General features: G+C 62.7%; 10 protein-coding genes. 5 read left to right on the forward strand and 5 right to left on the reverse strand.

The genetic code is table 11. The features are described from left to right. The first annotated feature begins 269 nt into the window (after positions 1–269). The 3 genes from PLAV_RS01800 (at position 270) to PLAV_RS01810 (ending at position 5,422) form a co-directional block, all read left to right on the forward strand. Entirely contained in the window at positions 270–674 is a 405-nt protein-coding gene (locus PLAV_RS01800) for a hypothetical protein (protein WP_011995267.1), read from the forward strand. A gap of 69 nt (positions 675–743) precedes the next feature. Beyond that, positions 744–2,291, forward strand: coding sequence for an efflux RND transporter periplasmic adaptor subunit (locus PLAV_RS01805; RefSeq protein ID WP_206769803.1), 1,548 nt, complete (start codon positions 744–746; stop codon positions 2,289–2,291). After that, on the forward strand, positions 2,288–5,422 hold the full coding sequence (locus tag PLAV_RS01810) for an efflux RND transporter permease subunit (RefSeq protein WP_011995269.1): 3,135 nt from the start codon (positions 2,288–2,290) through the stop codon (positions 5,420–5,422). The genes PLAV_RS01805 and PLAV_RS01810 overlap by 4 nt, the downstream gene beginning before the upstream one ends. Positions 5,423–5,519: 97 nt before the next feature. Here the strand turns inward: PLAV_RS01810 and PLAV_RS01815 are convergent, their stop codons facing one another. Continuing rightward, positions 5,520–5,864, reverse strand: coding sequence for a rhodanese-like domain-containing protein (locus PLAV_RS01815; protein ID WP_011995270.1), 345 nt, complete (start codon positions 5,862–5,864; stop codon positions 5,520–5,522). Between the two features lie 81 nt (positions 5,865–5,945). Further along, positions 5,946–7,115: a tyrosine-type recombinase/integrase gene (locus PLAV_RS01820; RefSeq protein WP_011995271.1), complete on the reverse strand. Its 1,170-nt coding sequence runs from the start codon at positions 7,113–7,115 to the stop codon at positions 5,946–5,948. A gap of 387 nt (positions 7,116–7,502) precedes the next feature. On the opposite strand from PLAV_RS01820, the gene PLAV_RS01825 reads away from it, so the two are divergent. Both PLAV_RS01825 and PLAV_RS01830 read left to right on the forward strand, forming a co-directional pair. Further along, complete coding sequence (locus PLAV_RS01825; RefSeq protein ID WP_011995272.1) at positions 7,503–9,311, forward strand: PAS domain S-box protein; 1,809 nt, start codon at positions 7,503–7,505, stop codon at positions 9,309–9,311. A 170-nt stretch (positions 9,312–9,481) separates the two neighbouring features. Further along, positions 9,482–10,732 carry a thiolase family protein gene (locus tag PLAV_RS01830; RefSeq protein ID WP_011995273.1) on the forward strand — a complete coding sequence of 417 codons (1,251 nt, stop codon included), beginning with the start codon at positions 9,482–9,484 and terminating at the stop codon, positions 10,730–10,732. Between the two features lie 12 nt (positions 10,733–10,744). Here the strand turns inward: PLAV_RS01830 and PLAV_RS01835 are convergent, their stop codons facing one another. From PLAV_RS01835 to PLAV_RS01845, 3 genes are all read right to left on the reverse strand, one after another. Beyond that, positions 10,745–12,406, reverse strand: a complete 1,662-nt coding sequence (locus tag PLAV_RS01835; RefSeq protein WP_011995274.1) for a sulfatase-like hydrolase/transferase — start codon at positions 12,404–12,406, stop codon at positions 10,745–10,747. A 72-nt stretch (positions 12,407–12,478) separates the two neighbouring features. Continuing rightward, the gene (locus tag PLAV_RS01840; RefSeq protein WP_011995275.1) at positions 12,479–13,057 is read right to left on the reverse strand and encodes a TetR/AcrR family transcriptional regulator; all 579 of its coding nucleotides are present in this window, start codon (positions 13,055–13,057) and stop codon (positions 12,479–12,481) included. Next, positions 13,057–13,524 carry a DUF1330 domain-containing protein gene (locus PLAV_RS01845; RefSeq protein ID WP_011995276.1) on the reverse strand — a complete coding sequence of 156 codons (468 nt, stop codon included), beginning with the start codon at positions 13,522–13,524 and terminating at the stop codon, positions 13,057–13,059. The genes PLAV_RS01840 and PLAV_RS01845 overlap by 1 nt, the downstream gene beginning before the upstream one ends. Between the last annotated feature and the right edge of the window lie 43 nt (positions 13,525–13,567).

A 13,567-nucleotide genomic window follows, 5' to 3' on the forward strand; every position in this document is an offset into this window, starting at 1 on the left:
ATCGATCTAGTCGACCTGTTTTCGCCCGGTACACTGGTCGCTTTGAAATACCATCAAGCTGAACGGCAATGAGATCGCAGGTTGGCCTTGTTCGATGTCTTGGAACCTGTTTCCGAACCGAAAGAGAACTTTGAACCGGTGGCTTCGGTACGCCGATGTCGTGAGGTGGCCGTAAACTCTCCTGTCGTCAGAAGGAGGTTGGGAGGGGCCATTTTCGATGACTTTTTTTGTGTAGCCCTCCGTAAAGATGTCTGTGTTAGCCTGTTGTCATGAAGAGGACGTCCATCAGCTGCCGAAGCATAAAACGCCGCCATCGCTGGCTTGCGGCGGCGCTGGCGGTTGCGTTTCTTCTGACGACGGTTGTGGCGCCATTGACCGATCTCGAAATGGTGGCATCGGCACAGGCGATGGCCAGTGAGGACGCCCATACGCATATGGCGCATGGCGCGGGCGATATGGCGGGCCCCTGCTGCGACGATTGCGACCGCGCCGACGCGACAACCTGCGACCGTTCGGCCCTCTGCATGACCGCTTGCGGCAAGCTGCCGCTTCAACTCGCTGCTGCGTCCGGATTTGTCCCGGCCGAGCATGCAATCAAAGCGGTTCGCGATCCGGATGGTAGCCGGGCCGATCTTTCCCCCTCTCCCTTGCGACGACCTCCCAAGCCGGTGTGACGGACCGGCGCGGCCCTTTCGGCTGCGCGTCAACTGTCACATCAACTTCAGGAGAGTCTTATGGTTCGCTTGCCCAAAGCGTTCGCGATCGCTGCGCTTGCGGCGGTCGTGGCGGCGATCGGCGTATGGAGTATCGCCGGCGCCCAATCTCAGACCTACAAGTTCGAGGCCGTGTCGGAGGAAATACCGGTCGGCGAGCGCGTCCGGATCGAGGTCCGGCTGCATGACCCGAGCGGCAAGCCCGTGCCGGCCGGGGATATCGACATCGTCTCGACGCGGCTCGACATGGGCCCCGACGGCATGGCGATGATGGATACGCCGCTCAAGCCGGTTCCGGCCGACGCGCCGGATGTCATCGTTTTCGAAACGAAGATCGTGATGGCCGGTCGATGGGCGCTCACGATCGAGGCGGAAATCGACGGCGTGCCGGCGCCCGTCAAGGGCATCGTTATCTACACAGCCGTCGAGAAAAAGGCCGACGCAACCCCTGCCACGCCAGCGGCAGGGGAGCGCAAGATACGTTATTACCGCAACCCGATGGGCCTGCCCGACATATCGCCGGTGCCGAAAAAGGACTCGATGGGGATGGATTACATTCCCGTCTATGAGGACGATTTCGCGGGCCCCGCGGGCACCGTTCGCGTCGGCCTCGAAAAGATGCAGCGCGCCGGCGTCAGGACGGCGCCGGTCGAACGCCGCGACCTTGTCCGCGCGGTCCGCGGCGCCGGCACCGTGATGGCGGACGAGGCCCGCGTCGCGCTGGTAACGGCTCGCTTCGACGGCTTCGTCGAACGTCTCGATGTCCGCACCACCGGCGGCACGGTGACGGCCGGCGAGCCGCTGCTGACAGCCTGGATCGAAAGCGACGAGCTGCTGCGCAAACAGGCCGACTACCTCTCGGCGCTGTCGCGTGGCGGCAGCGATGTCGAACGTGCCGCGAAAAATCTTCGCCTCTTCGGCATTTCCAGCGCCGTCATCGCGGAAATGGCACGCACGCGCGCGCCGGCACGGGTGGTGACTTTCGACGCGCCGCTCGGCGGCACCGTCATCGAAAAGCCCTCGCTCGACGGCATGCGCTTTTCGGCCGGCGATACGCTCTTCAAGATCGCCGATCTCTCGGCGCTCTGGGTGATGGTTGAAATCGCCGAACAGGATCTTGCATTTGTCAGGCCCGGCCAGACCGCGCGATTGTCGATGCCGGCAATGCCCGGAGATACGCGCGAAGCGATTGTCGATTTCGTCTATCCCGATATCGGCATGGCGACCCGCTCGGGCCGGGTCCGGCTGGTTGTGCCGAATGCGGATGGGCGCCTCAAGCTCGGACATTTCGTGAGCGTCGAGATCGACACACTGGTCGGCGGCGGACCGGCTCTTGCGGTACCGGTTGCCTCGGTCATCGATGATGGCACCCGTCAGGTTGTGTTCGTCGCGCGCGGCAACGGGCTCTTCGAACCGCGTGATGTTCGTCTCGGTGCCCGCGCCGGCGCCGATGTCGAAATCAGGGAAGGTCTAGCCGCCGGTGAGGAGATCGTCACTTCCGGCATCTTCCTGATCGATGCCGAGAGCAATCTCCAGACCGCGCTTTCGGCCTTCACCGCCGAACCGGTGGCGCCATGATCGCGGGCATCATCGGCTGGTCGGCGCGCAACAGCGTTCTGGTGCTGATCGGTACGCTCTTTGCGATCGTCGCCGGCATCTATTCGATTGCGCACATTCCGCTCGATGCGATACCGGACCTGTCGGACACGCAGGTCATCATCGTCACCGATTATCCCGGCCAGGCGCCGCAGGTCGTCGAGGACCAGGTGACCTTTCCGCTCACAACCGCAATGCTCAACGTACCGCGCTCCCGTGTCGTGCGCGGCTTTTCCTTCTTCGGCGTTTCCTTCGTCTATGTCGTCTTCGAGGACGGCGCCGATCTCTACTGGGCGCGAAGCCGTGTCCTCGAATATCTGAGCGCGGCGGCGGAACGCCTGCCCGACGGCGTGACGCCCTCGCTCGGGCCGGACGCGACCGGCGTCGGCTGGGTCTATCAATATGCGTTGAAATCCTCGGAGCTGAACCTCGCCGAACTCCGTTCGCTGCAGGACTGGCAGGTTCGCTTCGCCGTCTCGCGCGCCGACGGCGTCGCCGAAGTCGCAACGGTGGGCGGCTTCGTCCGGCAATATGCGATCATCGTCGATCCGTTGCTGCTGAAAAGCACGGGGCTGACGCTGGCCGATATCGCCGCTGCGGTACGCACCAGCAACATGGATGTCGGCGGCCGCACCATCGAGCTTGCCGAAACCGAATTCATGATCCGCGGCCGCGGCTATCTCGCCGGCATCGAGGACATCGAGAAGATCGTGCTCCGCGCCGAGGGCGGCACGCCGCTTCTGTTGCGCGACGTGGCGCGCGTCGAACTCGCACCCGACGAGCGGCGCGGCGTCGCCGAAATGGGCGGCGAGGGCGAGGCGGTTTCCGGCATCGCCCTGCAGCGCCATGGCGCCAATGCGCTCGACGTCATCGAAAACGTCAAACGGGAGCTTGCGGCCGTTGCGCCGAGCCTGCCCGGCAACACCGAAATCGTCGAGGTCTATGACCGTTCGGCGCTGATCGGCCGCGCCATCGACACGCTGGTGCGCACGCTCGTCGAGGAAAGCATCGTCGTGGCGCTGGTCTGTTTTCTCTTTCTCTGGCACGCGCGCAGCGCGCTTGTCGCCATCGTCACGCTGCCGGTCGGCATTCTGATGGCGCTTGCCGCCACCCATGTGCTCGGCATCCCCTCCAACATCATGAGCCTCGGCGGCATCGCGATCGCGATCGGCGCCATGGTCGATGCGGCGATCGTGATGATCGAAAACGCCCACAAGCGACTCGAACATGCGCCGCCCGGCGCCTCGCGCACCGCCGTCGTCATCGAGGCGGCGCAGGAAGTGGGCCCGGCACTCTTTTTCAGCCTGCTGATCATCACCGTCTCCTTCCTGCCGATCTTCACGCTGGAGGCGCAGGAAGGCCGCCTTTTCAAGCCGCTCGCCGCCACCAAGACCTTCGCGATGGCGGCAGCCGCCCTTCTCTCGATCACGCTGGTGCCGGTGTTGATGACGCTCTTCATCCGCGGCCGGATCGTGCCGGAGGCCGAAAATCCGCTCAACAAGGCGCTGATCTGGCTCTACCGGCCGGTGATCCGGCTGGTGCTGCGCGCCCGCGGCGCCACCATCCTCGCTGCCGTCGTCGTGCTCGCCGTCACGGTGGTGCCGCTCAGCCGCATCGGCTCGGAATTCATGCCGAACCTCAACGAGGGAACGCTCCTCTACATGCCGACGACGCTGCCGGGCCTTTCGGTGACGAAGGCGGCCGAACTTCTGCAGACACAGGACCGGATCATCGCCTCCTTTCCCGAGGTCGCCTCGGTCTGGGGCAAGGCGGGCCGCGCCGACAGCGCGACCGACCCCGCGCCGATGGAAATGTTCGAGACCATCATCAACCTGAAGCCCGAAAGCGACTGGCGGCCGGGCATGAACCTCGACAGGCTGATTGCCGAAATGGACACCGCGCTCCAGTTTCCGGGCGTCTCCAATGCCTGGACCATGCCCATCAAGGCCCGCATCGACATGCTCTCGACCGGCATCCGCACGCCGGTCGGCGTCAAGATCTTCGGGCCCGATCTCGTCGAGCTCGAACGGATCGCCCGCGAAATCGAAGCCACCCTGCGCGCCGTTCCCGGCACCTCGTCGGCCTATGCCGAGCGCGTCAATGGCGGCTATTTCCTTGACATCAAGCCCGACCGCGACCGCATCGCCCGGCACGGCCTCTCGATGGAGACGGTACAGGAGACGATCGCGATGGCGCTGGGCGCGAAAGCTCTCACCACCACGGTCGAGGGGCGCGAGCGCTATGACGTGGTGCTGCGCTATCCCCAGGCCTCCCGCGTCGATCCGGACGCGATCGCGCGCGAGGTTTTCGTCACGACGCCCGCCGGCGCCGCAGTGCCGCTCGGCGAGATCGCCGACATCGCGCGGGCGCGCGGCCCCACCATGGTGCGCACCGAAAGCGGCCAGCCGGTCGTCTATGTTTTTGTCGATATCCGCGACCGCGATCTCGGCGGCTATGTCGGCGAGGCGCGGCGCGTGGTCGCAAGCGAAGTCGCGCTGCCGCCCGGCTACACGGTGGCCTGGAGCGGCCAGTTCGAATATCTGGCCCGCGCGCAGCAGCGTCTTGCCGTCGTCATCCCGGTCACGCTGCTGGTGATCTTCCTGCTCCTCTATCTCAACTTCAAAGGCCTGACCGAGACCTTCATCGTGATGTTGTCGCTGCCCTTCGCGCTGGTCGGCGGGCTCTGGTTGATGGCGGCGCTCGATTTCAACATGAGCGTCGCTGCCGCCGTCGGCTTCATCGCGCTGGCGGGCGTCGCTGCCGAAACCGGCGTCGTGATGCTGCTCTATCTCGACCACGCGCTTCGCGACGCGAAGGCGCTCGCCGCGGCCGAGGGCCGCGCCTTCACCCGCGCCGATCTCAACGGCGCGATCATGGAGGGCGCCGTCGGGCGCGTGCGGCCGAAAATGATGACGGTCATCACCATCATGGCGGGCCTGCTGCCGATCCTCTGGGCGACCGGCACCGGCGCCGAGGTGATGCAGCGCATCGCCGTGCCGATGATCGGCGGCATGGTGTCCTCCACCATCCTCACCCTCGTCGTGATCCCGGCGATCTACGCGATCGTCCACGGCATGGGGCTATTGAAAGGCGATGCCGGCACTGCCGGTTGAACGACAACGACGATCACACAAGGGAACAGCTGCAAGAGATATCTCGCGGAAGCTCAACGCTCATCTGGACAAAAAGGGGCGACGGCGCGGGATTGCGTCAGGCCGCCTCCACTTTGAGACCCACAGCCTTCCATTCCGGAAATCTGTCTTCGAGCCGCCGTACATGAAAGCCTCCCGCCCGCAGCAACGCGACGGCTTCGAATGCCAGAACGCAGTAGGGGCCCCGGCAATAGACGAGAATCTCGCGGTCCACCGGCAGGCTCGAAAGCCGGGCATCGAGTTCGGACGGCGGCACATTGACCGCACCGGGCATATGCCCCGCTTCGAACTCGTCGCGCGGGCGGACGTCGAGGACCAGGACACTGTCGTTACGCAGGCAGCGTTTCAACTCCGCGCGCGACACCGGCTCGAAGGTGTCAAGCTCACCGAAGCAGGTCGCCACGATTTCGCTAACTTCGGCGATATTTCGTTCGGCGATACGCCGGAAACCCCACCGAACCTCGATCAGGCCGGTTCGACATTGCTATTGCGAGCGCAAGTGCAGTTCCCATCGCTCTATGGCATCGCGCATCTCGTCCATATAAGCATGCCGTTGATAGACCGCGACGATCCCGCTTGTCGTTCCCGAAATATGATTCAGGAGCTTCTCGGTTACATGAACGGGAACGCCGAGCGCGGCAAGATTGGTCGCGCATGTACGCCTGAGATCGTGTAGCGTCCAGTGATCTATCGGGCATCCCTTGTCGAAGTTCGGCTTTCCCTTTGACCATCCGTCGAAAGCCGTATGCTTTCCGCGAGCAGGGAAGAGGAGGAGAGCCTTCTCGTCCGCGTCCTCGTATTCCCGGCGCTCTTCTCTTGATTGCTGCGCTTGCAATAATGCACGCTTCAGAATTACTTCCGCCATCTCACCGAATGGAAAAGCATGTTGACGCTTGTTCTTGGTAACCGTGGCGGGCAGAGTGATCGTTCGGCTGTCAAAGTCGATCCAGTCCGCCTGAAGTGATGCGATCTCGCCCCTGCGCTGTCCGGTCAGCAGAAGCAGCTGAACGATACTGTTGAATGTCGTATCCCTTTCCCTGGCGTGACCGAGAACGGTCCTGATTTCGTCTTGGGTAAGGACGCGGTCTCGTGGCAGCGATTGTTTTGGCGCCTGAAGTCGTTCGCACGGGCTGCGATCAACATAGCCTCGCCGGAATGCCCAGTTGAAGAACAGTCGGATCACAGCAAACGCATGACGGGCCTCACCAGGAGTTTTGTGCATCTTGTCGATGATCCGGGAAATTTCCCGCGCCTGAATATGCTCCAGCTTCTCGTGACGAAGAGATGGAAGAAAGTGCTTTTCGAGCTGGCGTTTGGTTTCGGCCCGCGTTCGCGGCTTTGGATAGTTCTCAGGGAAATGTGCCGCGAGGAACAGCTTGAGGCCGGCTTCAAAATCAATCGGCGGAGCCTCATGTTTGCCGAGCGTGCGTTCGGCAAGTATCTGTTTTGCTGCCTTCCTCGCATCTTGGAGACTGATCGTAGGGTAACGGCCGATCGTCGTCCGCTTGCGATTGCGTCCGTGAACGACAACGAACGATTTGACGCCGCCCTGCGATACCCGCACACCGAAGCCGGGCAAGGTGTCGTCGGCATACGTCACTTGCCCCTTGACAGGAGGCTGCAAAGTCTTCAGCGAAATGTCGGTGAGGCGCATTCTTAGGCTCCGCCTAGGCTCTCACATCGGCCGTGTAGGGACGATTTCGTATGTTCCAGTATATTCTTATAACTATCTGATTTTCAACAAGAAAATTCACTTGTGGCGACACTATGTTCAGTTATGAAAAGCGCCAAAATCTTTCTACGAATCTGAGGGTCGGACGTTCGAATCGTTCCGGGCGCACCATTTCTCCCGCCTTTTGCTCGCTGCCCCCGTAATCGGGAACATGATTCCTTCGACAAAATCCCACGGAACGGTGGGTTTTTTCTTGGGTATACTGGCGGTTTTAGTGCAAGCATATGGCTTGGCTCACGGTGCCGCCTGTGGAAGCGCGCGCCGGAGGCATTCAGAACATTTTCAGTCTCGTAGCATTAGGAAGCGGAGATGATTTCCGACGGCAATTTGCTCCAGGCTCTCCCTGTAGCGGTCTATACGACCGACGCCGAAGGGCGCATCACCTTTTATAACGAAGCGGCCGCCGCCTTGTGGGGTCACAGGCCCGAGCTCGGCACCAGCATGTGGTGCGGATCCTGGCGGCTCTTCTGGCCGGATGGGCGGCCCTTGCCGCATGATGAATGCCCGATGGCCATTACTCTGCGCGAGCAGCGCGAGGTGCGCGGCGTGGAGGCCGTCTTGGAGCGGCCGGACGGCACGCGCGTCCTCTTCCTCCCTTATCCGACACTGCTGAGAGATGAAGCCGGCCGCGTCACCGGCGCGATCAACCTGCTGGTCGAAGTCGCGGACCGGAAAGAGGCTGAAGCGGAGCGCGCACAATTGGCCGCGATCGTCTCCTCTTCGGACGATGCGATCATCAGCAAGACTCTGACCGGCAAAATCACCTCCTGGAACGCGGGGGCGACCCGGATTTTCGGCTATGAGCCGCAGGAGATTATCGGACAGTCGATCCTGCGCATCATTCCCCCCGATCTGCAGGACGAAGAGAAGGACATTCTCGCGAAAATCCAGCGCGGTGAACGCATCGAGCATTACGACACAGTGCGCGTCGCGAAAGACGGCACTCTTTTGAATATATCGCTCACCGTCTCACCGCTGATCGACGGAAGCGGAAAGGTGGTCGGCGCCTCCAAAGTGGCGCGCAACATCACCGAACGAAAGCGCGCCGAGGAAATGCAGCGGCTGCTCTTCGATGAGCTGAATCACCGCGTCAAGAATACGCTGGCGACCATTCAGGCAATTGCCAGCCAGTCGCTTCAGAAAGCCGCCAGTCCGAGCGATTTCGTCACGAGCTTCAACGGGCGCGTGGAAGCCCTCGGCCGTGCGCATGAGCTTCTCGTGCAAGGTCAGATGTCCGGCGCGGACGTTGCCGGTATCGTGAGGGAGCAGGTCGTGCTGGGCGATACCGAAGGAGCGCGCGTCTCCTGCTCCGGGCCTTATGTGAGGCTTGAGCCGCGGGTCGCGGTGCAAGTCGCGCTTGTGCTGCATGAACTTGCCACCAATGCCCGTAAATACGGAGCCTTGTCGATCGCGGACGGACATCTTTCGATCGAATGGAGGCTAGACATTCAAGACGAGCGAAAACTTGTGCTCGAATGGAAGGAAAGCGGCGTCAGGAACGTGCGGGTTCCGACATCGCATGGATTTGGGACCATCCTCATCCAGCGTACCGTCGAAGCGCATGGCGGCGAGGCGTCGATCCACTACGGCGCCGACGGTATTTCCTGTCAAATCGGGTTGCCTCTGCCGCAGTCCGAGGAGGCGGGCCGGGCCGGCTCCGTGGTAGCCGCCTTCATGGAAGAGGGCCACAGGCGGACAGCAGCTGAGGCTTCGAGCCGCGACCTGAGAGGTACGCGGGTACTGCTCATAGAAGACGAGCCGCTCATCGCAATGGATACGGAATCGCATCTTGTTTCGGCGGGCTGTGAAGTTGTCGGTCTGGCCGCCACGATAGAGGAAGCCCGGCAGCTCATCGCGGACAAGGTCTTCGATATTGCTCTCGTCGATGCCAACCTGTCGGGCGAACCGGTTGATGAAATAGCCGTCGCTCTGGCCCGCAAGGGGATCCCATTCGCCTTCGCCACAGGCTACGGCGCTGAAGCATTGCCTCCGGCCTTTCGGGATGCCCCCATACTCACCAAGCCGTTCAGCCCGCAAGCGCTGCTGGCGGAAGTAGCGGCGTTGCGTGCCCGAAACGCAAGGCCTGGCATCATCCCGTTGCGTCCGAAAGCAGGCTAGATCTGCGCCTCCGGCCCGCTTTGCCGGAGAGAGGGCCCGCGATGGCATGGGGGGCGGGATGCCCGGTCCATCGGTGAACTCTCGATGCATGCTTTTTGTACAAGCGTCCGTCAACACCTCTCCCCATATTGACGAGGGTATTTCCATATCGCGGGTCAAAGGAGTTTCCCATGCAGGATGTCTATTTCTCCTCGGGTTTGCGTACTCCCTTCGTCAAGGCCGGAGGCGCCTTCGCCAAATATACCGCGCTCGATCTCTCCCGGCCGGTTGCCGCCGCGATGGCGGCGAAGGCGCGGCCGGATTTTCTGATCTGGGGTCAGGTCATCCCCGATCCGACGATTTCGAATATCGGCAGGGAGCTTGTCTTTGAAGCCGGCCTCGACCCGGAGATCCCGGCCTTCTCTACTGTGATGGCCTGTTCGACGAGCTTCGGCTCGGCCATTCAGGCGTCCGGCATGGTCGGTCGCGGCGGCACGCATCTCGCACTCATCGGCGGCGTGGAAACGATGAGCCATGTGCCCCTCGCGCTGAAATCCTCCGTCGCCGATACGATCTTCGCGCAATTCCCGAAAGACCCGGAAGCCGCACTGAAGACGCTCTCAAGCGTGACGCCCGACGACTACAACCTTCCAGTGCGCGGCTGGGCCAACCGCATCAGCGGCCGTTCCATGGGCGAGCACACCGAAGACACGATCAAGCGCTTCGGCATCACGCGCGAGGAGCAGGACAGGATCGCGCTCTGGAGCCACCAGCGCGCGGTCGCGGGCCAGGATGCGGGTTTCTTCTCCGATCTCGTTCTGTCTTTCGGCGATGTCGACCACGACACCTTCCCGCGCCGCGACACCAGTGCCGAACGCCTCGCCGCCCTGAAGCCCGCCTTCGATCCCGTGAACGGCTCGCTCACCGCCGGCAATTCCTCTCCGCTGACGGACGGTGCGTCGTCGCTCTGGGTGGCCGACAAGGAAGGCCTCGCGCGCCTCGGCGGCGCCTATGCCGCGAAGCTCGTCGACTGGGAAATCGCCGCGATGGATTTCCGTCTCGACGAAGGCATCCTCATGGCGCCCGCGCGCGCGATCCCTCGCCTCCTTGCGCGTCACGGTCTCAAGTTCAAGGACATCGCGCTTTGGGAAATTCACGAAGCCTTCGCCGCGCAGGCCGCCGCGAACGTCAAGATGGCGTCCGATCCCGCCTATCGCCGCGAGAAGGCCCGCGTCGATGTCGACCTCGGTGAATTTCCGTGGGACCGTTTCAATCCGAACGGCGGCTCGACGGCCATCGGTCATCCTTTCGCCGCGACGGGCGCGCGCATTCTCAGCCAGGCGGTGAAGGAGCTATCCGCCATGGCCAAGGGATCGCGCGCCATCGTCTCGGTCTGCGCCGATGGCGGGCAGGGCACGGTCGCCCTTCTCGAAGCGGTCTAGTCGCGTAGGGCCTCAGCCCGGCCAGTAGATATATTCGTCGTCTTCGGTCACCGGCTCTTCCAGCGTCTTGTCGACGGTCACCGGCATTTCGGCCACCGCCGGGAAAAGCGGTTCCCGCTGTGTTGCGTTATGCGCCTCGACCAGCGCCTTCAGTTCGGCGACCTTTTCCGGGTTCTCGTCCGCGACATTGTTCTGCTCGGTCGGATCGGTTTTGAGGTTGAAGAGCCAGGTCTTGTTCGGCCGCTCCGCCATCTGCAGCTTCCAGCCATCGGCTTGGACCGCCTGATAATGACCGTCGCGCCAGAAGATCGGACGCGGCGCAGGTTTTTCGCCCCGCGCGGCATAGGGCAGGAGATCAATGCCGTCGATCACGCGGTCTGCCGGCAGCTCGCCCCCGGCCGCCGCCACGATGGTCGGGAACATGTCGAGATGTGCGACAGGCGTCGTGCGCTCGGTACCGGCCGGAATGCGCGCCGGCCACTTCGCGAAGAACGGTACGCGGATGCCACCTTCGAAGAAAGTCAGCTTCCAGCCGCGATAGGGCTTGTTGACATCCGGCAGGCCGATATATCCCGGCGCGCCGTTGTCGCTGGAAAAGATCACCAGCGTGTTCTCTTCAAGCCCGTTCTCCTTCAGCGATTGCAGTACTCGGCCGACACTGCGATCGAGCGCGACGATCATCGCCGCATAGACCCGCAGGCGCTCGTCCTCGATATGCGACAGCGCGTCGTAATCCGCCTTCGACGCCTGCAGTGGCGTATGCACGCCCCAATGCGCGAGATAGAGGAAGAAGGGCCGGTTGCGATTGGCCTCGATCGCCTTGATCGCCTCGTCCGTATAGAAGTCGGTGAGATAACCCTTCGGCTCGAACCATGCACTGCCATTGTAGGATGTCGCATACTGCATGCGTGCCCACAGGAACTGGTCGATGGGATCGAAGGGCAGCTTGGCGTTCACGACGTCCGGGCTGTCTTCCGGCAGGAAGAGGCCGCTCTCCAGCATGACGCTTTCGTCGAAGCCCTGCGCGTTCGGCAGAAACTCAGGCGCATTGCCGAGATGCCACTTGCCGATATGGATGTTGTGATAGCCCTTGGGTTTCAGTGCTTCCGCCAGCGTGATCTCCGAGCCCGGCAGGCCCTGTTCCCTGAAGGGCGGGGCCTTCGCCGCCGCTTCGCGGTCGACGAGCATCTCATGGGTTCGCGTGCCGTCATTGTAGAACATGTCGACGATGCGCGTCATGCCGGGCGGCGTGGGTGTGAACTCGAAGCCGGTGCGCGTGCCGTAGCGGCCGGTCATGATCATTGCGCGTGAAGGCGCGCAGGCGGCTGTGCCGGAATAGGCGGAGGTGAAGTTCGCGCCGCCCCTGGCAATGGAATCGATGTTGGGCGTCGGCACGATGCCGCCACCGAAATGGCTGATGTCGTTGAAGCCGAGATCGTCGGCGAGGATGACGACGATATTGGGCGGACGGTTGCCTGCGGGCTCCGCCGCGACCGCCGGTCCCTGATCCCAGACGATTTCACGATTGGGCTCGACGACAGTCGCATCCCGCGCCCGCGTCGCCACGAAATAGAGGACCATGTCCTTGCGGAAGGCATAGGCCGTTCCGGCAATCGCCACGAGCGCCACCACGCCCGCCAGCGCATAGGCCTGCCACTTCTTGAGCCCGTTCATTTCCCCACCCCATTTTCGCTGTTAAATTATTGGCACTATGTGTGACATAACATGCAGGGTCAAGACCGGGTGCTATTCGGTAAGCTGGCCGACGGCCGCCCGGATCGCTTCCGCGGCCTCCCCGGAGCTCAGATCCTGGTCCTGCCGCAACTGGCGCCATGTCTGGAAGCTCGCCAGCAGCAGCAGCGTTTCCGTGAGTTTTTTGTTTCTCGCGACGCGCGCGGGCAACACCTCGTAAAGCGTCTCGCGCTCCACCTGCAGATAGTACTGATAGTCCTGCATCAGGAAGGACGATCGGAACCGGTAGATGTCGCCGGCCATCTTGATTGGCAGCATCTCCTCATAGATGCCGAAACGCCGCTCGAGCAGCTCGTCCAGCCGGCCGCGCCAGGTGCTGGCAGTGTAGGGCGCCCTCACGACCGGCAGGATGCGCGCCGCGGCCTGCTCCGACATTTCGCTGTAAAGACTGTCCATCTCCTCGAAATGACGAAAGACCGTGCGCACGCCGACGCCGGCCTTCTCAGCAACCTGCGCCGCACTCGGTGCCATCGTTCCGGAGCGCGTGATCTCGAACAGCGCTTCAACGATCTTGCGCCGGCTTTCCTCGCTGCGAAGCTTCCGCCCGTCTTCCGCCTTGGGCGTATGCACCATCAGCGATTTCCCTTCGTGATGCCTTTCATCATAGCGGCAAGCGGCGAGTCGAAGCCCTGCTGCAACACCGTCTCGATATTGAGCTGGCCCGCGAGCCCCGCATCGCGATGCACCGCGATCTCCTGCCACTCGGCGGACATCGACATTTCGATCATCGCCCGCCGGTTCGGATAGGTGGCGATGGCGATCTCGTCCCACAATTCCTCCGCCTGTCCCAGCGCGAGGAATGTGACATCGGCCGCAAAAACGGGCCCGCCGCCGAATTTTGGCAATAGCTCGCTCACCGCCCGGCCATAGATCATATAGGCGTCGCGCCCGCTGAGGTCGCTTGCCCGCCCGTCCTTGTATTCCGCCCGCTCCTTGAACTTGAGCAGGTTGACCATGAAGATCGGCCCTTCGGGTCCCGGCTCCATCATCTGCTTGATGTGCTCCGGATCGGTGGGGAAGACCTCGTTGATAACTTGCATGCTGGCCGCTCCTGCCTTTGCGTCGGTTAGTGCCCGGCACAAT

The organism is Parvibaculum lavamentivorans DS-1 (genome assembly GCF_000017565.1).
Taxonomy (GTDB): domain Bacteria; phylum Pseudomonadota; class Alphaproteobacteria; order Parvibaculales; family Parvibaculaceae; genus Parvibaculum; species Parvibaculum lavamentivorans.